Source organism: Ruegeria sp. AL1, from assembly GCF_056540905.1.
On sequence record NZ_JBQFXP010000004.1, the window covers coordinates 227,174 to 246,696 of the forward strand.

The 19,523-nt window shown below is 59.5% G+C and carries 19 protein-coding genes; 13 read left to right on the forward strand and 6 right to left on the reverse strand.

What is annotated here, in order from left to right:
* The first annotated feature begins 174 nt into the window (after nt 1–174).
* On the forward strand, nt 175–1,044 hold the full coding sequence (locus tag ACRZ9X_RS08415) for a lytic transglycosylase domain-containing protein (protein WP_480517721.1): 870 nt from the start codon (nt 175–177) through the stop codon (nt 1,042–1,044).
* Nucleotides 1,045–1,087: 43 nt separating this feature from the next.
* Here ACRZ9X_RS08415 and ACRZ9X_RS08420 read toward each other — a convergent pair whose 3' ends face one another.
* The 6 genes from ACRZ9X_RS08420 to tldD form a co-directional block, all read right to left on the reverse strand.
* Nucleotides 1,088–1,729 (reverse strand): 3-oxoacid CoA-transferase subunit B, encoded by a 642-nt coding sequence (locus tag ACRZ9X_RS08420; protein ID WP_480517723.1) that lies wholly within the window; start codon nt 1,727–1,729, stop codon nt 1,088–1,090.
* A complete protein-coding gene (locus ACRZ9X_RS08425; protein WP_480517725.1) occupies nt 1,729–2,433 on the reverse strand; it encodes a CoA transferase subunit A in 705 nt (234 codons plus the stop codon). The genes ACRZ9X_RS08420 and ACRZ9X_RS08425 overlap by 1 nt, the downstream gene beginning before the upstream one ends.
* Before the next feature lie 113 nt (nt 2,434–2,546).
* Nucleotides 2,547–3,074, reverse strand: a complete 528-nt coding sequence (locus ACRZ9X_RS08430; protein ID WP_480517727.1) for a superoxide dismutase family protein — start codon at nt 3,072–3,074, stop codon at nt 2,547–2,549.
* A 126-nt stretch (nt 3,075–3,200) separates the two neighbouring features.
* Nucleotides 3,201–5,804, reverse strand: a complete 2,604-nt coding sequence (gene topA, locus ACRZ9X_RS08435) for a type I DNA topoisomerase (RefSeq protein WP_480517729.1) — start codon at nt 5,802–5,804, stop codon at nt 3,201–3,203.
* Between the two features lie 174 nt (nt 5,805–5,978).
* Nucleotides 5,979–7,103: a DNA-processing protein DprA gene (gene dprA, locus ACRZ9X_RS08440; RefSeq protein WP_480517731.1), complete on the reverse strand. Its 1,125-nt coding sequence runs from the start codon at nt 7,101–7,103 to the stop codon at nt 5,979–5,981.
* Between the two features lie 230 nt (nt 7,104–7,333).
* Nucleotides 7,334–8,755: a metalloprotease TldD gene (gene tldD, locus ACRZ9X_RS08445; protein ID WP_480517733.1), complete on the reverse strand. Its 1,422-nt coding sequence runs from the start codon at nt 8,753–8,755 to the stop codon at nt 7,334–7,336.
* Nucleotides 8,756–8,931: 176 nt separating this feature from the next.
* Here tldD and coxB point away from each other — a divergent pair, with 176 nt between their 5' ends.
* The 12 genes from coxB (at nt 8,932) to ACRZ9X_RS08505 (ending at nt 19,496) form a co-directional block, all read left to right on the forward strand.
* The gene (gene coxB, locus ACRZ9X_RS08450; RefSeq protein ID WP_480517735.1) at nt 8,932–9,843 is read left to right on the forward strand and encodes a cytochrome c oxidase subunit II; all 912 of its coding nucleotides are present in this window, start codon (nt 8,932–8,934) and stop codon (nt 9,841–9,843) included.
* A 73-nt stretch (nt 9,844–9,916) separates the two neighbouring features.
* Nucleotides 9,917–10,873, forward strand: a complete 957-nt coding sequence (cyoE, locus tag ACRZ9X_RS08455) for a heme o synthase (RefSeq protein ID WP_480517737.1) — start codon at nt 9,917–9,919, stop codon at nt 10,871–10,873.
* Nucleotides 10,870–11,031 carry a hypothetical protein gene (locus tag ACRZ9X_RS08460; RefSeq protein ID WP_162896804.1) on the forward strand — a complete coding sequence of 54 codons (162 nt, stop codon included), beginning with the start codon at nt 10,870–10,872 and terminating at the stop codon, nt 11,029–11,031. Before cyoE ends, ACRZ9X_RS08460 begins: the two co-directional genes overlap by 4 nt.
* On the forward strand, nt 11,031–11,606 hold the full coding sequence (locus tag ACRZ9X_RS08465; protein WP_480517739.1) for a cytochrome c oxidase assembly protein: 576 nt from the start codon (nt 11,031–11,033) through the stop codon (nt 11,604–11,606). The genes ACRZ9X_RS08460 and ACRZ9X_RS08465 overlap by 1 nt, the downstream gene beginning before the upstream one ends.
* A gap of 22 nt (nt 11,607–11,628) precedes the next feature.
* Nucleotides 11,629–12,444, forward strand: a complete 816-nt coding sequence (locus tag ACRZ9X_RS08470) for a cytochrome c oxidase subunit 3 (RefSeq protein WP_480517741.1) — start codon at nt 11,629–11,631, stop codon at nt 12,442–12,444.
* A gap of 166 nt (nt 12,445–12,610) precedes the next feature.
* Nucleotides 12,611–13,288: an SURF1 family protein gene (locus ACRZ9X_RS08475; protein WP_480517743.1), complete on the forward strand. Its 678-nt coding sequence runs from the start codon at nt 12,611–12,613 to the stop codon at nt 13,286–13,288.
* Nucleotides 13,285–14,670: a threonine synthase gene (gene thrC, locus ACRZ9X_RS08480; RefSeq protein ID WP_480517745.1), complete on the forward strand. Its 1,386-nt coding sequence runs from the start codon at nt 13,285–13,287 to the stop codon at nt 14,668–14,670. Before ACRZ9X_RS08475 ends, thrC begins: the two co-directional genes overlap by 4 nt.
* On the forward strand, nt 14,667–15,929 hold the full coding sequence (locus tag ACRZ9X_RS08485) for a M16 family metallopeptidase (protein ID WP_480517747.1): 1,263 nt from the start codon (nt 14,667–14,669) through the stop codon (nt 15,927–15,929). The genes thrC and ACRZ9X_RS08485 overlap by 4 nt, the downstream gene beginning before the upstream one ends.
* Nucleotides 15,929–16,513, forward strand: a complete 585-nt coding sequence (locus ACRZ9X_RS08490) for a GNAT family N-acetyltransferase (protein WP_480517997.1) — start codon at nt 15,929–15,931, stop codon at nt 16,511–16,513. Before ACRZ9X_RS08485 ends, ACRZ9X_RS08490 begins: the two co-directional genes overlap by 1 nt.
* Before the next feature lie 4 nt (nt 16,514–16,517).
* On the forward strand, nt 16,518–17,144 hold the full coding sequence (locus tag ACRZ9X_RS08495; RefSeq protein ID WP_480517749.1) for a hypothetical protein: 627 nt from the start codon (nt 16,518–16,520) through the stop codon (nt 17,142–17,144).
* A 52-nt stretch (nt 17,145–17,196) separates the two neighbouring features.
* Nucleotides 17,197–18,042 (forward strand): MBL fold metallo-hydrolase, encoded by an 846-nt coding sequence (locus ACRZ9X_RS08500; protein ID WP_480517751.1) that lies wholly within the window; start codon nt 17,197–17,199, stop codon nt 18,040–18,042.
* A gap of 38 nt (nt 18,043–18,080) precedes the next feature.
* Nucleotides 18,081–19,496 carry an FAD-binding oxidoreductase gene (locus ACRZ9X_RS08505; RefSeq protein ID WP_480517753.1) on the forward strand — a complete coding sequence of 472 codons (1,416 nt, stop codon included), beginning with the start codon at nt 18,081–18,083 and terminating at the stop codon, nt 19,494–19,496.
* Nucleotides 19,497–19,523: the final 27 nt, after the last annotated feature.

Consider the following 19,523-nt stretch of genomic DNA (forward strand, 5'->3'; position numbering starts at 1 on the left):
GCAACTCACTGTAATCAAATATAAATATTCTGAATCTTTTTTGAGGGCGTTATGGGCGGCGATGCAAAACGGCGGCAAATGAGGCGAAATTGCCCCATTTGACTTAGTTTTTCTGGTGTTGCGGGCGGATTCGGGGTTCAAAATACTGAAAAACAAGAAAGCAGAGGCAGGCAAATGTATTTCCGGGACGCAGTCGCATGCGCCGCCGTGACGGCGTTACTCATTTCGGGCGCTATGCCCGCATATACGGCCGAGCAAGAACCGCGTGGCGTATATAAACGTATAAAAGCGCCAAAGCCGGGGCAGCGCCCGCGCGTGACGATTCAGATCACCCCAGAACAGCATGATGCCTCGCCCGCCGCGCCGAGTACCGGGGCCGAGTTGGCCGTGCCCGAGATCATCGCGCGTACCAAACCTCCAGCGTCGGTCGTGCCACCTATTGCGACAACACCCAAACCCGTCGGGTCTTACAAAGCCTTCTGGGGCCGTGTGTCGCCAGATATGGCACAGGCCAACGCGGGGCGGTTGCCGCAAGCGATACGGGCCGCATCTTCGATCGGTGTGGCTGCACCTCGGTTGCAGACGCTCCAGAACATCGCCGAGCAGCGCGGGGTCGATATTCTGCGCTCGACAGTCGGTACAAATGTCTCACCGGCGTTGGTTTTGGCCGTCATCTCGGTCGAATCTGCTGGACGGAGCGAGGCGGTCAGCTCTGCCGGGGCGCAGGGCTTGATGCAGCTGATGCCGGCCACAGCCGCGAGATTTGGGGTTCAGGACAGTTTCAAACCCGAACAGAACATTGAAGGCGGTGTGCGGTATCTGGACTGGCTGATGGAAGAATTCGGCAGCGATCCGATTCTTGTGCTAGCCGGGTATAACGCGGGTGAAGGTGCAGTGAGAAAACACAGCGGTGTTCCACCTTATGCCGAGACCCGGGATTATGTACCGAAGGTCCTTGCCGCGTTCCAGGTGGCCAGCGCGCTTTGCACGACCCCGCCGCAGTTTATCTCGGATGCCTGTGTGTTTCAGACGCTGACACCATAAAGGCCCGCACAGGGGCGGGCCTTTTGAATGTCCGAGACGATTGTCAGCCGACGATCGTCGCCTGCGTTGCAGCGCGCATCTCGTCTTCGCTAACGCCGTCCGCCAGTTCGACGATCTTCAACCCGCCTTCCACCACATCCAGCACACCCAGATTGGTAATGATACGGTCAACCACGCCTTGGCCGGTCAGGGGCAGCGTGCATTCTTTCAGCACTTTCGAGTCGCCATGCTTGTTGGTGTGATCCATCACGACGATCACGCGACCGACACCAGCCACCAGATCCATCGCGCCGCCCATGCCTTTGACAAGCTTGCCGGGAATCATCCAGTTGGCCAGATCGCCCTTTTCGTCCACTTCCATTGCGCCCAGGATCGCAGCGGCGATCTTGCCGCCGCGGATCATGGCAAAGGATGTGGCGCTGTCGAAATAGGAGGTGCGGGACAGTTCGGTGATCGTCTGCTTTCCGGCGTTGATCAGGTCAGCGTCTTCTTCGCCCTCAAACGGGAAGGGGCCCATGCCCAGCATGCCGTTCTCGGATTGCAGCGTGATGTCCTTGTCGCCCACATAGTTCGCCACCAGCGTCGGAATCCCGATGCCGAGGTTCACATACATGCCGTCTTCCAGTTCCTCTGCCGCGCGCGCGGCCATCTGATTGCGGTCCCACCCTTTAATTTCTTGTGGCATTATGCGTCCTCCTTCTTGCGGGTGGTGCGCTGTTCGATGCGCTTTTCATGGCTGCCCTGAATCAGGCGGTTCACGTAGATACCGGGCAGGTGGATCGAATCCGGGTCCAGCGAGCCGCGCGGCACGATCTCTTCCACTTCGGCCACACAAATCTTGCCGCAGGTCGCGGCAGGCACGTTGAAGTTGCGGGCGGTCTTGCGGAACACGAGGTTACCGGTGTCATCCGCTTTCCACGCCTTCACGATGGCGAGGTCGGCGAAGATGCCTTCCTCCATGATATAGGTCTCGCCGTTGAAATCCTTGTGCTCTTTGCCCTCGGCGATCACGGTGCCCACGCCTGTCTTGGTGTAGAAACCGGGGATGCCTGCACCACCGGCGCGCATGCGCTCGGCCAGAGTGCCTTGCGGGTTGAACTCCAGTTCAAGCTCACCGCTCAGATACTGGCGCATGAATTCGGCGTTTTCGCCGACATACGAACTGATCATCTTCTTGACCTGCTTGGTCTGCAGCAGGATGCCGATGCCGAAATCATCCACGCCCGCGTTGTTCGAGGCAAATGTCAGGTCCTTGGCACCAGAGGCTTTGATCGCCTCAAGCAGCAGTTCCGGGATGCCGCACAGGCCGAATCCACCCGCGGCGATCAGCATGCCGTCCGAGATCACTCCATCGAGCGCCTCAGTGGCATTGGCATAGACTTTCTTCATGGAAAACTCCCCCAATGACGTGGTGTTGGGCCGAGTTGTGCCGCCACGTCACAGGGAAGTCAACGAATCCAAGGGGGTTGTGGTATTTCTACGGTGCCCGACCGGTAAGTTGCTTACGAGGCCTTTAGTATACCGCAGGCTATTCGCCCACCTGCGCCCCCAATCGGTTGGGTGATATGATCATCGGCCCTTTCATGAATGATGAACGTCGACCCGTCCGCATCCAGCAACGCATGATCGCCGCCTTCCAGCGTGATCAGGGTCGTGAAGGCCTCCATCTCGCCGGTGCCGTCCGTACCGACATAGAGATTGGGTAAGTCGCCCGGCTCGGGGCCTTCGGGGTTCATCAGCCCGTGGGCTCCTTCGACTTTGCCGACATGGCCTTTGGCCGTTTTGAAGCCCTCGCCGGGCTCGCAAACACCGTGGCTGTGCAAATGCAGCCCGTGTTTCCCCGGCGGAAGGTCCGAGACCTTGACGTGTAGCAGCACACCGTTTGGACCCTGCGTGGCATGGGCCTCGCCGATCACCTCGCCCTGGGCATTGATGATCTCGGCGGTTGCGGTTTTAGCGTTATTGCCTGCATGTCCCTGCGCTGCGCAGGCAAAAACCATTGCAGCGCCCAATACGGCTAATCTGATCATGTGTTTGTTCCCTTTCTCGGCAACGCATCCTCACGTCGCGTCTGAAAGGAAACACACAACCTGACCGTTTTATTCAGATACAGACGCCGGACCGGTCAAACCTTGCGCAAGAGGCTTGGGTCGAGGTCAGCTTTTCTTGGTCGCTGCCTTTTTCTTTTTCGGAGCGGTTTTCTTTTTGGTGCCCTTCTTGGCTGCGCGTTCATTGACCAGTTCAATGGCCATTTCCTGTGTCACGTCTTCGGGTTTGATGTCCTTGGGAATGGTTGCGTTGACCTTCTCCCATTTCACATAAGGCCCATAGCGCCCATCCAGTACCTGCATCGCGCCGCCGTCAGGATGTTCACCCAACTCTTTAAGCGCCTTCGCCGCGGCCCGCCGTCCGCGTCCCGGGTTGGCGCGCTTTTCGGCCAGAAGTTCTACGGCGCGGTTCATGCCGATCTCGAACACATCATTGGGGTCTTTGAGGTTGGCATAGACCGGCTTGGCCTCATCGGCCAACTGATGCATCAGATACGGACCAAAGCGCCCGAAATTCGAGGTGATCATACCGCCCTCGGGGTGTTCGCCGATCTGGCGGGGCAGAGACAAGAGCGTCAGCGCCTTGTCCAGATCCATGTCATCCTTGCTCCATCCTCGGGGCAAGGAGGCGCGCGGTGGTTTCTTGTTCTCGGGCGTGGGCTCGCCGCGCTGCACATAAGGCCCAAAGCGACCGGATTTCAGCCAGATCTCATCTCCGGCATCCTCACCCAGCAACCGTTCGTCGCCCTCGGCCCCTTCGCCTGCGATGGGACGGGTATAGGTGCATTCGGGGTAGTTCCCGCAGCCGACGAACCCACCTGTGCGCGAGGTTTTAAGGTGCAACTGCCCCAGACCGCATTTCGGGCAGATGCGCGGATCGGAACCGTCCTCGCGCGGGGGATAAAGCTGGGGGGCCAATGCCTCGTCCAGCTTGTCCAGCACTTCCGAAATGCGCAGTTCCGAAGTCTCGCCAATCGCCGCCGAGAAATCGCGCCAGAACTTGCCCAACAGGTCCTTGTAATCCCGGTCGCCTGCACTGACGTCGTCGAGTTCTTCCTCCAGATTGGCTGTGAACTCATAGCCCACATACTGCCGGAAGAAGTTCAGCAAAAAGATAGTGACGATCCGGCCCTTTTCCTCGGGGATCAGCCGGTTCTTGTCCTTGCGCACATATTCTCGGTCCTGAATCGTGGTGACGATGCTGGCATAGGTCGAGGGCCGCCCGATCCCCAACTCCTCCATCCGCTTGACCAGCGTGGCTTCGGTATAGCGTGGGGGCGGCTGTGTATGGTGCTGCAGGGCCAGGACGGCTTCGTTGTCGGACAGGATCGCGGCCTTGTCCTCGGCTTTCGCGAATTGATCCCGCAGCGAGGTTTTGGCAAAGCGCGCCGGATCGCCCTGCATGATCTGCGGCAGGCGCTTTTCGTCGTCATCGGCCACATCGTCGCGACCTTCTTCATAGACCCGCATGAAGCCATCAAACAAAACCACCTGTCCGGTGGCGCGCAGGCCGACCTGACCGTCGTCGCTGCCGATCTCAACCGTCGTGCGTTCCAACCGAGCAGCCGCCATCTGGCACGCGATGGTGCGTTTCCAGATCAGATCATAAAGCTTGCGCTGATCTTCATCGGTGACTTTCAGCGCCTTGGCATCGCGCGTCATATCCGTTGGGCGGATACATTCGTGCGCTTCCTGCGCGTTTTTGGCCTTGTTCTTGTAGATACGCGGGCTGTCCGGCACGTATTCGGCACCATATCGGTCCGAGATCGCATCGCGGGCGGCGGCTACGGCCTCGGGGGCCATGTCGATGCCATCGGTCCGCATATAGGTAATGTAGCCCGCTTCATACAGCCGCTGCGCCACCTGCATCGCATGCCGCGCGCCCATGCCGAACTTGCGGCTGGCCTCTTGCTGCAGGGTCGAGGTCATGAACGGCGCGCTGGGGTTGCGGGCGGCGGGCTTGGCCTCGACCGATGTGACGCTCAGCGCGCGGCTGGTGATCGCCTGTACCGCCAATTCCGCCTGCGTGGCGTCTTTGAGGTCGTGCTTGTCCAGCTTCTTGCTGGCATAAGTGACGAGACGCGCCTCATAGGTCTGTCCGCGCGGAGTTTCAAACAAAGCCCGGACCGACCAGTATTCAACCGGTTTGAACGCCTCGATCTCCATCTCGCGCTCAACGATCAGACGCAGGCAGACCGATTGCACCCGGCCAGCGGATTTCGCACCCGGAAGCTTGCGCCACAAAACCGGCGAGAGGTTGAAGCCCACAAGATAGTCCAGCGCGCGACGGGCCAGATAGGCTTCGACCAGAGGCATATCGACCTGACGCGGGTTCTGCATCGCCTCGGTCACGGCATCCTTGGTGATGGCGTTGAAGGTCACGCGGCTGACCGGCGTGTCCTTCTTGATTGAACGCCGCTTGGTCAGCGCCTCCTGCAGGTGCCAGCTGATCGCCTCGCCCTCGCGATCAGGGTCGGTGGCGAGGATCAGGGCGTTGTCCTCTTTCAGTGCATCAGCGATGGCTTTGACATGCTTTTTGCTGTCGTTCCCGACCTCCCATTTCATGGAAAATTCGTGGTCGGTATCGACCGATCCGTCTTTGGGCGGCAAATCCCGCACATGGCCGTACGAGGCCAGAACCGTGTAGTCGGGGCCGAGATATTTGTTGATCGTTTTTGCTTTGGCCGGAGATTCTACAACAACTACGGGCATTTAAGGGGAATCCTCGCTCGACGAAATAGGCGCCATATATGGTGGTGCAAAATGTGTGGGGCAAGACGGGATTGTCAATGCGTTCCTTTAGCAGGTGTTAAATTGGCTTGAGTCCAGTGTGCTATCCGCCATTGCGCCGGTACCGCACGCTTTGCCGCGACGCGCGATAAGTCGTCAGTCTGCCAGTGACAAGAGCCCACCGGGCTGACGTTGGATTCGACCGTCGAGTTCCAGATCGACCAAGGCTGGTCCGAGCTCGCCAGCCGAGGCTGCGATATCGCGCAACAGCTGGTCTTCTGCGATGGGAGAGGGGCCAAGTCGCGCCAAAATCTGTGCCTGCAGCGCTGCGGCAGGTAGGGGCGCCGCGGGGCGTGGTGGTTCCGTCTGTTCGCGAAACAGATCATGTTGTCGCGGCAAGGCGTCGATCACGTCCTCGGCAGACCTCACAAGCGTCGCGCCGTCGCGAATCAACAGATTGCACCCGGCTGCGCGCGCGTCAAAGGGATGTCCGGGAACGGCCAGAACCTCTCGACCTTGGTCCAGGGCGTCGCGAGCCGTGATCAGGCTACCGGATTTTGCCGCAGCCTCGACCACCACGACCGCCTGTGCAAGGCCCGAGATAATTCGGTTGCGTCGCGGAAAATGTCGGGCTTGGGGTGTGACACCCATCGGTTGTTCGGATAGGCGCAGGCCCTGGCATGCGATCTGTCGCGCGAGATCCGTGTTCTCAGCCGGATAAATGACATCTACGCCGCCCGCCATTACCGCAATGGTCCCGGTTCCGAGCGCCGCAAGATGGGCCGAAGTGTCTATGCCCCGGGCCAGACCCGAGACGATGACGTGCCCCTCTTTCCCCAGATCAGTCGCCAGCCCGCGCGCCATGCGCGCACCGAGAGAGGAGCAGTTTCGCGCACCGACCATGGCGATTGCAGGTTTTTGCAAGAGCGAGACATCTCCGATTGCCCAGAGCAGAGGTGGTGCGTCCACCAGGTCAGTCAGAGACGTGGGGAAATCGGTGGCACCAAGGCACAAAAGCCGCGCATTGGCGGCTTTTGCGGCCTTGAGTTCTGCCTCAATCACGCCGGGGGGGGAGATTTCATACCCTTTGATTCCGGCAGCGCGCGCCATTTCAGGCAGCGCGGCCAGCGCATTCTGCGCTGAGCCATGTTCGCGCAGCAGCCGACGAAACGTCGCCGGGCCAACCTTGCGTGAGCGCAACAGACGAAGCCAGGAGAACCGGTCCTCTTCCGTGGTGGGTGGGAGTGTGGGGTGATTGGAAGAAAGCTGCTCTTCGGTCATCCGATGCTCCGCCTGATTGCAGAACTGGTTTACGGCGAATGGGGTTAACAGCTTGTAAATCGAAGAAAATTAGATGCGATTTTTTCCGAAATCGACGTAGAGAGTTTGCTTATGTATTTGAGGCGGAAGAGAAAATTCGTACGAATTTTCTTGGTGCGGATTGCGGTTCAGCTGCGATCCAAGAGCGCGCGGTGTTAGCCTTGCGCTCTTGCTCTTTCGCTGATTCTGTCTCAGGCCGCCGAACCACCCACGGTCAGCCCGTCCATCAGAACTGTCGGCTGCCCGACACCGACCGGCACCCATTGACCGTCTTTGCCGCAGGTGCCCATACCAGGGTCCAGCGCCATGTCATTGCCCAACCCTCGAATGCGTTTCAAGGCGGATGGTCCGTCGCCGATAAGCGTGGCACCTTTGACAGGCGCGCCTATCTTGCCATTTTCGACGCGATAAGCCTCGGTACAGGAGAAGACGAATTTGCCGTTGGTGATATCGACCTGACCGCCGCCGAAGCCAACGGCCCAGATACCGTCTTTGATGTCAGCCACCAGTGCGGCAGGGTCCGCATCTCCGCCCAGCATGATCGTGTTGGTCATGCGCGGCATCGGTTTGTGCGCATAGCTTTGTCGCCGTCCGTTGCCCGTGGGCGCGACGCCCATCAGACGCGCATTCTGGCGATCCTGCATATATCCTGTCAGGATGCCGTCTTCGATCAGCACCGTCCGCGAGCTGGGCGTGCCTTCATCGTCCATGGTGATCGAGCCCCGACGGTCCGCAATCGTGCCGTCATCAACGACCGTCACCCCTTTCGAGGCAATTTGCTGCCCCATAAGCCCGGCAAAGGCCGAACTGCCCTTGCGGTTGAAATCGCCCTCAAGCCCGTGTCCGATGGCCTCGTGCAGCAGGATACCGGGCCAACCGGGGCCGAGCGCGACTTCCATCACACCGGCAGGGGCGGGTACCGCATCCAGATTGACCAAAGCGATGCGCAGCGCCTCGCGCGCTTTGCCCTGCCAGTCTGCTGGATCAATCAACCCGTCCAGCCCGACGCGACCGCCACCACCGGCCGAGCCGCTCTCGCGCCGTCCGTTCTGTTCGACGATGACCGAGACGTTCAGGCGGGTCATTGGGCGCACGTCACGCACCAACACGCCGTCAGGCCGCAAAATCTCGACCTCCTGCACGGCGGCGGCGATGGTGGCGCTGACCTGTACCACCCGTGGATCCAGATCGCGGGCAAAGGCGTCGATAGCGCGCAAGGTCTCAATCTTGACCGGAAAATCAGCGGACTCGATCGGATCTTCGTCTGTGTACAGACGAACATTTGTGGAGCGGGGGGCGTCAGACAGGGTACCGCCACCTTCGCCCACGGCCAGCCGGGCCGTTTCAGCGGCACGTTTCAGCGCCGGGATCGACACATCGGTCGAATGCGCATATCCGGCCACTTCTCCCTGTACGGCGCGCAGGCCAAACCCCTCGGACGCGTCATAAGACGCGGTGCGCAAACGGCCATCGTCAAAGACCAGAGATTCGGATTTCCGCCTCTCGATAAACAGCTCTCCGTCCTCGGCTCCGGCAGTGGCTGTCTGCAGAACCGCAAGCGCCTCATCCTGCGGAAGAGTGCTTTCAAAGGGGCGAAACGGGGCCTGAGTCATCGGTTGCGACCTTTCGGGTTTGATCCAGATCAAAAATAGCGTCTGTTTGACGCAAGCATTTTGCTTTATCTACCCGACGGAATATGGTTTTTAACGCGGCCAAAGACAACGGGAGAGGTGCGACCGATTCACACCTTTTCGCCAGGGACGCAAAGATCAAACGATCAGGACAGAAAATGAAGAATGCTTTGATGCTTTCGGGGCTTGTGACAGCCCTCTCCAGCCTTCCCGCCATGGCTCAGGAGCTTGAGATTATTGGCAAGCCGGTCGATGGCGGCATGGGCTTCCAACCTGCAGCCACCAGCCTTGCCGAAGGGATTCGGGACCTGGACGGTCTGATTCTGGTGATCATCACAGCGATCTGTCTCTTTGTCGCCGGCCTACTGGTCTATTGCATTGTGCGCTACAACGAGCGGGCCAACCCGACGCCGGCGCGGTTCTCGCATTACACGCCGGTCGAGGTCGCATGGACTCTGGGCCCGATCCTGATTTTGGTCTTTATCGGCGCGTTTTCGCTGCCTGTGTTGTTCAAACAGCAGGAAATTCCCGAAGGTGACGTTGTCATCAAGGTGGTAGGGAACCAGTGGTACTGGACCTACGAATATGTCGATCACGATTTCGCCTTTGACAGCTATCTGCTTGGCCATCCGGCCACACTCGACGAAGGTGCACGCCCGGCGGATGCAGACGTAACCCCGTTTGTTCTGGATGATGCAATGCGCGCCAAACTGGCCGATGCAGGCTATGGCGAAGACGAGTGGCTGCTGGCCACTGACACCGCCGTTGTGGTGCCCGTGGGCAAGGTCATCGTGATGCAGGTTACTGCGTCCGACGTGATCCACTCGTGGACTATCCCCTCGTTCGGCGTGAAGCAGGACGGTGTGCCCGGTCGTCTGGCCGAGCTGTGGTTCCAGGCCGATAAGGAAGGCATCTATTTCGGCCAATGCTCGGAACTGTGCGGCAAGGACCATGCCTATATGCCGATCACCGTGAAAGTGGTTAGCGAAGCGGCGTATGAGGAATGGCTGCAGGGTGCTCTGGAAGAGTATGCGGGTCAGCCTGCTGCGTATCAGGTGGCCTCGAACTAAGCCCATCTCGGGTTAGGTAAAACATGCGGGCTGCGCGGGTTTCGCGCAGCTTTTGCCCCGAAAAGGACCGGACATGAGCGACGCAAGCTTCAACGCCAGCACCGTCACCGCGCAGCCCCGCGCGGACGAGGCCAGCTTCGGCGACTATTTCGCCTTGCTGAAGCCGCGGGTGATGTCGCTGGTGGTGTTTACCGCTCTGGTCGGGCTGCTGGCGGCTCCGGTGCCTGTGCACCCGTTTGTAGGTTTCTGCGCCATTCTGTTCATTGCCATCGGCGGTGGTGCGTCAGGTGCGCTGAATATGTGGTGGGATGCGGATATCGACCGCGTTATGAAGCGCACCAAGGGCCGCCCCATCCCCTCGGGCAAGGTTGAAGAGGGCGAGGCGCTGGCGCTGGGTCTGGCGCTGTCCGGTCTGTCGGTGATCATGCTGGGGCTTGCGACCAACTGGTTTGCAGGCGCGTTTTTGGGCTTCACCATCTTCTTCTATGTCGTCGTCTACACGATGTGGCTGAAACGCTCGACACCGCAGAACATTGTGATCGGCGGCGCCGCAGGAGCTTTCCCGCCTGTGATCGGCTGGGTCGCGGCTACGGGATCGATGACGCTGGAGCCGTGGTTGATGTTCGCCCTGACCTTCATGTGGACGCCGCCGCATTTCTGGGCGCTGGCGCTGTTCATGCGGTCCGATTACGACGATGCGGGCGTGCCGATGCTGACCGTGACCCACGGACGCCGTGCGACGCGCTGGCACATTCTGGTCTATACGGCTCTGCTGGCGCTGCTGGCGGTCGGGACGTCATTCTCGGGCATCGGCGGCCCAATCTATCTGACCGTTGCGGTGGTGATGAACGCCCTGTTCCTGCGCGGCGCGTGGCAAATTTCGCGCCGGACCGAGGACGACTCGGAAGCCGACAATTTCAAGGTCGAGCGCAGTTTCTTCAAGCTGTCGCTGCTGTACCTGTTCCTGCACTTTGGTGCGATTCTGGCCGAGGCCCTGTTGAAGCCCTATGGGCTGGGAGGCTGGTCATGAGCCTGCGCAAAAGCCACGAGCTGCATCAGCGCCGGTTCAGCCGCAATCTGGGCGTCGGCCTGACGCTGGCCGCGTTCATTGTGATCATCTTCGGTCTGACCATCGTCAAGGTGTCAGGCACCGATTTCAACATGGCGACGCAAGAGGTGCAGAACTGATGGCGTTGTCGGGTCCGCAGAAAACGGTTGCGCAGACCGTGGGTGTGGTTGTCCTGATGGGCAGCCTCGCCTGGGCGGCGGTGCCGTTTTACGACTGGTTCTGCCGTGTCACCGGATTTGGCGGCACCACGGGTGTGGCCGAAGCCGCGCCCGAAGATGTGCTGGATCGCGTTGTGACCGTGCGGTTCGATGCCTCGAAGGCCAAAGGCATGGCTTGGGAATTCAAACCGGTCGTGCGCGAGATGGAAGTGCGCATCGGCGAAACCGGTCTGGCCTTTTATGAGGCCTATAACCCGACCGACCGACCCATTGCGGGACAGGCATCCTACAATGTGACGCCCTATTCCGCCGGTGGGTATTTTGAGAAAATCGCCTGTTTCTGCTTTGAAGAGCAGGTTTTGCAACCGGGTGAGCGGGTCGAGATGCCCGTCAGCTTTTTCGTCGACCCCGAAATGGTCGAGGATCTGGAAGCCAAGTATGTGCATACGATCACTCTGTCGTATACATTCTACGAAATCGACCTGCCCGAGGGCTATGCCGCCCTTGACGTGCAGGCTGAGACAAACAAGAACTAACGCCTGTAGGTGAGGGACGCTGATGGCACACGCAAAAGACCATGACTACCACATTCTGAACCCCTCGATCTGGCCGCTGATTGGCGCGGTCAGCGGGTTCGTGATGCTGTTCGGAGCCGTCCTTTGGATGCACGGCATCACCGCCTGGATCTTCTGGATGGGGCTGGTGGGTGTTCTCTACACCATGTTTGCCTGGTGGTCCGAGGTGGTGGTCGAAAGCCGTCAGGGTGACCATACGCCGGTGGTGCGCATCGGGTTGCGCTATGGCTTCATCCTGTTCGTCATGTCCGAGGTGATGTTCTTCTTTGCCTGGTTCTGGTCGTTCTTCAAACATCGCATGTACCCGATGTACGACTATGCCGGCACCGAATATATCCAGCCGGATATCCACGCGGTTGACCCGTTCCATCTGCCGCTGATCAACACGCTGGTCCTGCTGCTGTCGGGCTGCGCGATCACATGGGCGCACCACGCGCTGGTGCATAACAACGACCGCAAGGCGCTGGTGCAGGGTCTGGCCATCGGTATCGTTCTGGGTATCGCCTTTACCGCGTTGCAGGCTTTTGAATACTATGAGTTGCTGGCTCATGAAGGCTGGGAATTTGGTGGCGACCAGTTCTATTCGAATTTCTTCATGGCGACCGGTTTCCACGGCGCGCATGTGATTATCGGTACAATCTTCCTGACGGTCTGCTTGATCCGGGCGCTGAAAGGGGATTTCACGCCCGAGAAACACGTCGGGTTTGAAGCGGCCGCCTGGTACTGGCACTTCGTGGACGTTGTCTGGCTGTTCCTGTTCTTCGCCGTCTACATTTGGGGTCAGGCCCCGCTATTCTGATCGGCCTCAGATGATCCAATTGCAAAAGCCGCCCCTTGGGGCGGCTTTTTCTCTATCCGGGGCGCAAGATTGCGCCCCATACAATTGCGTGGTTGCATTCCAGTATGTGCCGCCCTTAACAAGACGCCGTTGAAACGCCCCCGAAGCAACCAGACATGGTCCCGTCATGCGCCGCATCCTGTTTCCGCTGATATTTGGTATTGCCGGTCTGGCAATCCTGCTGTCGCTGGGGATGTGGCAGGTTCAGCGGCTGGCGTGGAAGCAGGGTGTTCTGTCCGATATCGAAAGTCGGATTTCTGCGGACCCTGTGGCTCTGCCGGATCAGGTCGCGGCTGGCACTGACAGGTACCTTCCGGTCACGGTTTCGGGCGAGATGGAACCGGGAGAAATCCACGTTCTGGTCTCGGTCAAGCAGGTTGGTGCGGGGTATCGGATCATCCAGTCTTTCAGCACTGAGGGTCGGACCATTCTGGTGGATCGGGGCTTTGTTCCGGTGAGCGCGAAAGACACTGCGCGGCAGACAGGGCAAATGGAGGTCACCGGCAACCTGCACTGGCCCGATGAGATCGACAGCTATACGCCAGAACCCGATATCGACGCCAACATCTGGTTCGCCCGCGACGTGCCCAATCTGGCCGCTGCGTTGGGGGCCGAGCCCATTCTGCTGATCGCTCGGTTTGAGACCGATCCGGGCGTGACGCCTCTGCCGGTGGATACGGCAGGTATCCCAAACGATCATCTGCAATACGCAATCACATGGTTTGGTCTGGCCTTGGTCTGGGCCGCGATGACCGCATATTTCCTGTGGCGCAGCCGCGCCCCGTCTGAGAGTGAAGCGACATGAAATACATCTCGACCCGTGGGCAGGCGCCCGAACTGACATTTGAAGAAGCGATGTTGACCGGGCTGGCCCGTGACGGCGGTCTGTACCTGCCCGCCGAGATCCCGGTGATGAGCCATGACGAAATCGCCGCTTTGGCCGGTCTGCCCTATGAAGAGATCGCGTTCCGTGTGATGTGGCCTTATGTCAGCGGTTCGTTCTCGGAAGATGAGTTCAAAGACATCATCGCGCGTGCCTATGAAGGCTTCGGCCACGACGCCCGCGCGCCGCTGAAGCAGTTGAACGAGAACCACTTCCTGCTGGAACTGTTCCACGGGCCCACGCTGGCCTTCAAGGACTTTGCCATGCAGCTCATCGGCCAACTGTTCCAAGTGGCACTGAAGAGGCGCAATGACCGTGTGACCATCGTCGGCGCGACCAGTGGCGATACCGGATCAGCCGCGATTGAGGCGTTCCGGGGGCTGGATGCGGTGGATGTGTTCATCCTGTTTCCCCATGACCGGGTGTCCGAGGTGCAGCGCCGCCAGATGACGACGCCCGCCGACAGGAACGTGCACGCGCTGGCCGTGGATGGGGACTTTGACGATTGTCAGGCCGCGCTAAAGGATATGTTCAACGATTTCGACTTCCGCGACGGGGTCAAGCTGGCCGGTGTGAACTCGATCAACTTTGCGCGGGTTCTGGCGCAGATCGTCTATTACTTCTCGGCCGCTGTCAGCCTTGGTGCGCCGCATCGCAAGGTCAGTTTCACGGTGCCCACCGGCAATTTCGGCGACATCTTTGCGGGCTATCTGGCCAAGCGCATGGGGCTTCCCATCGACCGTCTGGTGGTGGCGACCAACCAGAACGACATTCTGCATCGGTGTCTGTCGGGTGAGGGGTACTTCAAGGGCGACACCATCCCCTCGATCAGCCCGTCGATGGATATTCAGGTCAGCTCGAACTTTGAACGCGCGCTGTATTATGCCTATGGCGAAGATGGCGCGGCCGTTGCGCAGTTGATGGATGAGCTGAAAACCGGTGGCTTCAACGTCAGCCAAGGCGCGATGGAGGCGCTGCGTGAGAGTTTTGACTCGGGGCGCGTGTCCGAGGATGAAACGCTGGAGACAATCAAGCACACGCTGGCCCACAGCGCGGAACTGGTCTGCCCGCACACGGCGATTGGCATCAAGGTCGGTGAAGAGCATCGCACGGACACGCCGATGGTTACTCTGGCCACTGCGCATCCGGCGAAATTCCCAGCGGCGGTCGAGAAGGCAAGCGGAGAACATCCGCCCCTTCCATCCCGCATGTCTGATCTGTATGAACGTCCGGAACGGGTGACCCGGATTGCCAACGATCTGGGTGCCCTTGAGGATCATATCAGAAGGCACATCGCTGAGTGACTGTCAGACAAGACCAACTGAAGAACGGCTTCCGTATCGTCAGTGAACATATGCCGGGGCTGCAATCGGCAGCCATCGGCATCTGGGTAACCGCCGGTGGGCGGCATGAACGGATCGAACAGAACGGCATCGCACATTTCCTTGAGCATATGGCGTTCAAGGGAACCGAGCGTCGGTCCGCGCTGCAAATCGCCGAGGCGATCGAGGATGTGGGTGGCTATATCAACGCCTATACCTCGCGCGAGGTGACGGCCTATTACGCGCGCGTGCTGAAGGATGACGTGGCGCTGGCGATGGATGTGATCGGCGACATCGTTCTGAACCCGATCTTCGACCCGCGCGAGATCGAGGTTGAGCGCGGCGTGATCCTGCAGGAAATCGGTCAGTCCTATGATACGCCCGACGATGTAATTTTCGACTGGTTGCAGGAACAGAGCTATCACGATCAGCCGCTGGGTCGCACCATTCTCGGACCGTCCGAACGGGTCAGCGCGTTTTCGCGCGAAGACCTCTCGGGTTTTGTGGCTGAACACTATGGACCGGAGCAGATGATCCTATCGGCGGCGGGTGCTGTGGATCACGATACCCTGATGAAAATGGCCGAAGAGATGTTTGGCCACTTGCAACCTCGCAAAGGTCTGATCCCGGAAACCGCCCGCTTCACCGGCGGCGAAGCGCGGCAGGAGAAAGAGCTGGAACAAGCGCATTTCGCACTGGCGCTGGAAAGCCCCGGCTATCGCGATGATGCGATCTATACCGCCCAGATTTATTCGACCGCTTTGGGCGGCGGCATGTCCTCGCGCCTGTTCCAGGAAGTGCGTGAGTCGCGTGGGCTGTGCTATACGATCTTCGCGCAGACCGGGGCTTATGCCGATACCGGTACGACCACGATCTATGCCGGAACGTCCGCTGATCAGGTGGGCGAACTGGCGACCATCACCATCGACGAGATGAAGCGCGCCGCCGATGACATGAGCGCCGAAGAGGTGGCCCGCGCCCGTGCCCAGATGAAGGCCGGGATGCTGATGGGGTTGGAAAGCCCGTCAAACCGGGCCGAGCGTCTGGCGCGGCTGGTGCAGATCTGGGGACGTTTGCCCTCGCTTGAAGACACCGTGGCAAAGATCGATGCGGTCTGCACCGAGGATGTGCGCGCTTTTGCCGAAGACATGGCCATTCAGGCCCCAGCGGCGCTGGCGCTTTATGGTCCCGTCTCGGGCGCGCCATCGCTGGAGGAGTTGCAGGCGAGGCGCGCGGCGTGATGTTGCTGGGCCGACGCAAGCTGAAACTCGAAACCGAGCGGCTGAGCCTGCGCCCGCCCGTACATTCCGACTTCAACGACTGGACCGCACTGCGACGGGCGTCCAAGGACTATCTGGTGCCGTGGGAGCCCATCTGGGCCAAGGACCATCTGAGCCGCAAGTCCTTCACCAACCGGGTCTATTGGGCCCAACGGTCGGTGGCCAGCGGAACCGCGATCCCGCTGTTTCTGTTCCGGCGCAGTGATGACGTTTTGATGGGCGCGATCACCCTGGACAATGTCCGGCGCGGCCCGGCGCAGGCCGGAACACTCGGCTATTGGACAGGGCAGGCGTTCGCCCGGCAAGGGTATATGCGCGAAGCCATCGGTGCAGTGGTCCACTATGCCTTTACGCGGCTGGACCTGAGCCGAATCGAGGCGGCCTGTTTGCCCGAGAACAAACCGTCGCGCGGATTGCTGGAAAGCTCGGGCTTCAAATACGAGGGCGTGGCGCAGTCGTATCTGCAGATCAATGGGCGGTGGCGGACGCATGTCCTGTATGCCTCGTTGCGGTCGGACCGGCGGGGCAAGACCGACGCGGGGTAGAGCAATGGCGCGGACAAAGAAACCCACAGTCTGGATCAGCGACGCTATGGCCAGCCCGACGAACAATCGGGCGTTTGACAGCGATATCCTTCTTGAAAACGAGAAGCAGGGATTAAGTGCAATGCTGCGTAATCAAGAGGGTGAGCCCTTGGCCGCTGAGCACTTTCCTAAAGAAATGTACTCGGAGTACCGCAACAAAAAAGAAAAGAAACAGCCGCACCTGTTCTTAGCTGGCGGGGCACGGACAGTTTCTGGAGAATGCGCCGCTGTTTTGCGGAATTTCGATCTGGGCGATGGAAATTTATATCCGGTTAAACTGTTTCTGCATGATCGCATTACACCCGTTGAGGGTGAGTATTTTTGTATAAATTTCGGTAATCAAAAAACGGCGGTTTTGACAAGTGAATCACGGAATATTGCAAGGCCGTATCCAGATTACGATATTTGGCAGCCGCCAATGGTCATGAAAGACAATGATATTGCGGTCAGTGCGGCTGCCTTGGATGGTCCCGACATATGGGTAGACACTGTTATGCGCGATGCGTTCTTCGTGAGCGATGCGCTAGCGAGGGCGTTGCGAGACGCGAAGGTTTCCAGACCGTTCAGTTTGCGTAAGTGTATTGTGATTTAGGTCAGCACCCTTTGCCGCTTTTTGACTAAGCTACTGTCTGCACGCGTGACATATGCGGACGGTACGCTACACTTTGCATATGCGCTGTTTGATTGCGGCATTGATATTGGTTTCAGGCGGGGCTTCGGCGCAGGAGCGGCGGCCGAGCCATTGCATTGCCATTGCAGACGCAGCACCTGGGATTGAATTCGTCCAAAAGGCGGCGTGGCAGGACCCGGTGCCCGAGTTTTCGGTTCGGATCAGCTATGTCGCGCATGCGTCTTTTTTGATCCAGACCCGGGGTGGCCTGAATGCGGTGACGGATTTCACGGGGTTTATCGGCAGTGCCGATCTGATCCCGGATGTGGTGACCATGAACCATGCCCATGACACTCATTGGACCGCGTTTCCCGATCCCGCCATTCCCCATGTATTGCCGGGCTGGGGCGAGTTCGGGCAGGGGATCGAGCATCATCTGGATCTGGGTGAGATGCTGGTGCGGAATGTCTCGACCGATATCCGGTCGGTCTATGGTGGGGTCGAGGAACGTGGAAACTCGATCTTCGTGTTCGAGATTGAGGGACTTTGCATCGGCCATCTGGGGCACTTGCATCATATCCCGTCCGACGAACAATTCGCGGCGTTGGGCCGGCTGGATGTGGTGATGGCCGCTGTGGACGGGGGCACGACAATGCCGCTGCCCGAGATGATCTCGGTTCTGAAACGGCTGAAAAGTTCGGTCATCATTCCGATGCATTGGTTTTCCGGGTTTTCGCTGGATCGGTTCCTTGTCGACATCCGGGATGAGTTTCCGGTTGTGCGCGATGGCGTGTCCGAGATCACGGTTTCATTGCGGTCTCTGCCGGACCGTCCCACGGTGGTCGTGCTGGAACCGCAGTATCTGATCGATCTGGAATAGGGCTTGCCGGGGCAGCCTGCGTTGGGCATGGAAAGGGTATGAGTTTGAACCCTGCCGATGACGCTTTTTCCCAATCCCTTCGCGATGTGCTGGGCGATGACATCCTGAGCCCGGTCTCGGCGCGTTATATCGAAGAGCCCCGGCGACGGTTTGCCGGGCAGGCGGGGGTGTTGGCCTTACCCCGTACCGTGGATCAGGTTGCCGCGCTGGTGCGGCTGGCGTCCGAGGCTTTGGTGCCCGTTCTACCCTATGGTGGGGGTACGGGGCTGGTCGGCGGTCAGGTCATGCCCGACGGTCCTGCGCCTTTGCTTGTGTCTTTGGAACGCATGAAGGCGATCCGTGCCGTCTATCCGACCGAAAATATCCTGATTGCAGAGGCGGGCGTCATTCTGGCCGAGGTTCAGGCAGCGGCGGAAGCCGCAGATCGGCTGTTTCCCTTGGCCCTGGCTGCGCAGGGGTCTTGCCAGATCGGGGGCAACCTGGCCACGAATGCGGGCGGGGTCAATGTGCTGCGTTATGGCAATGCACGTGATCTGTGCCTGGGGTTAGAGGCGGTTTTGCCAAACGGGCAAATCTGGCATGGGCTCAGCCGGTTGCGTAAGGACAACACAGGCTATGATCTGCGCAACCTGCTGATCGGGGCGGAAGGGACGCTTGGTATCATCACGGCGGCTTCTCTGAAATTGTTTCCGCGTCCCGCAGCGGTGGGCACGGCGATGATCGAAGTCCCTTCGCCCGAGGCCGCGATTGACCTGCTGGCTTTGGCGCGGGATCAGATCGGTGATGGCGTCACCACATTCGAGCTGATCCACCAGCAGGGTCTTGCGTTTCTGTCCGAAGTCTTGCCCGAGATCCGCCAGCCGTTCGCGCATCAACCGCAATGGACCGTGTTGATCGAGATCGGACTGTCCGCAGGTCAGCGCCCCGATGCCACCCTGGAAACCCTGTATATGGCGGCAGAGGACCGAGGGCTTGTGACCGATGCGGTGATCGCCCAAAGTGAGGCGCAGCGACTGGCCCTATGGGCCGTACGCGAGCAAATTCCGGAAGCCAATCGTTTGATCGGAGCGATCTCAAGCCACGATATCTCGGTTCCTATCTCGGAAATTCCCGAATTTATCCGGCAGGCGCCTGATGTTGTTGCGCAGTTCGGTGTTTTCCGCATCAATTGTTTCGGACATTTGGGGGATGGGAACCTGCACTACAACGTGTTCCCGCCGCCCGGGCGGTCTCGGTCAGAGTTTGATGCTCTGAGCGGAGATATCCGGCAAGCGGTTCATGATCTGGTGCATCAATTCGGTGGTTCGGTCAGCGCGGAACACGGGGTGGGGCGTCTGAAAAGCGGGGACCTTGAAACCTATGGTGATCCGGTAAAGCTGGGTGCTATGCGCGCTATAAAATCTGCGCTGGATCCCAAAGGCATCATGAACCCCGGCGCAGTCTTGAAGCCGTAGGCGTGGCCCGGCCAGAACCGGACCACG

What these genes read in the sequence shown, in the direction of transcription:
- cyoE (WP_480517737.1), top strand. Translation starts at nt 9,917, where the DNA reads ATGAGCGACGCAAGCTTCAACGCCAGCACCGTCACCGCGCAGCCCCGC.
- ACRZ9X_RS08420 (WP_480517723.1), bottom strand. Translation starts at nt 1,729, where the DNA reads ATGCCACAAGAAATTAAAGGGTGGGACCGCAATCAGATGGCCGCGCGC.
- ACRZ9X_RS08415 (WP_480517721.1), top strand. Translation starts at nt 175, where the DNA reads ATGTATTTCCGGGACGCAGTCGCATGCGCCGCCGTGACGGCGTTACTC.
- tldD (WP_480517733.1), bottom strand. Translation starts at nt 8,755, where the DNA reads ATGACTCAGGCCCCGTTTCGCCCCTTTGAAAGCACTCTTCCGCAGGAT.
- dprA (WP_480517731.1), bottom strand. Translation starts at nt 7,103, where the DNA reads ATGACCGAAGAGCAGCTTTCTTCCAATCACCCCACACTCCCACCCACC.
- ACRZ9X_RS08495 (WP_480517749.1), top strand. Translation starts at nt 16,518, where the DNA reads ATGGCGCGGACAAAGAAACCCACAGTCTGGATCAGCGACGCTATGGCC.
- ACRZ9X_RS08460 (WP_162896804.1), top strand. Translation starts at nt 10,870, where the DNA reads ATGAGCCTGCGCAAAAGCCACGAGCTGCATCAGCGCCGGTTCAGCCGC.
- coxB (WP_480517735.1), top strand. Translation starts at nt 8,932, where the DNA reads ATGAAGAATGCTTTGATGCTTTCGGGGCTTGTGACAGCCCTCTCCAGC.
- ACRZ9X_RS08490 (WP_480517997.1), top strand. Translation starts at nt 15,929, where the DNA reads ATGTTGCTGGGCCGACGCAAGCTGAAACTCGAAACCGAGCGGCTGAGC.
- ACRZ9X_RS08470 (WP_480517741.1), top strand. Translation starts at nt 11,629, where the DNA reads ATGGCACACGCAAAAGACCATGACTACCACATTCTGAACCCCTCGATC.
- thrC (WP_480517745.1), top strand. Translation starts at nt 13,285, where the DNA reads ATGAAATACATCTCGACCCGTGGGCAGGCGCCCGAACTGACATTTGAA.
- ACRZ9X_RS08430 (WP_480517727.1), bottom strand. Translation starts at nt 3,074, where the DNA reads ATGATCAGATTAGCCGTATTGGGCGCTGCAATGGTTTTTGCCTGCGCA.
- ACRZ9X_RS08500 (WP_480517751.1), top strand. Translation starts at nt 17,197, where the DNA reads ATGCGGACGGTACGCTACACTTTGCATATGCGCTGTTTGATTGCGGCA.
- ACRZ9X_RS08505 (WP_480517753.1), top strand. Translation starts at nt 18,081, where the DNA reads ATGAGTTTGAACCCTGCCGATGACGCTTTTTCCCAATCCCTTCGCGAT.
- ACRZ9X_RS08425 (WP_480517725.1), bottom strand. Translation starts at nt 2,433, where the DNA reads ATGAAGAAAGTCTATGCCAATGCCACTGAGGCGCTCGATGGAGTGATC.
- ACRZ9X_RS08465 (WP_480517739.1), top strand. Translation starts at nt 11,031, where the DNA reads ATGGCGTTGTCGGGTCCGCAGAAAACGGTTGCGCAGACCGTGGGTGTG.
- topA (WP_480517729.1), bottom strand. Translation starts at nt 5,804, where the DNA reads ATGCCCGTAGTTGTTGTAGAATCTCCGGCCAAAGCAAAAACGATCAAC.
- ACRZ9X_RS08475 (WP_480517743.1), top strand. Translation starts at nt 12,611, where the DNA reads ATGCGCCGCATCCTGTTTCCGCTGATATTTGGTATTGCCGGTCTGGCA.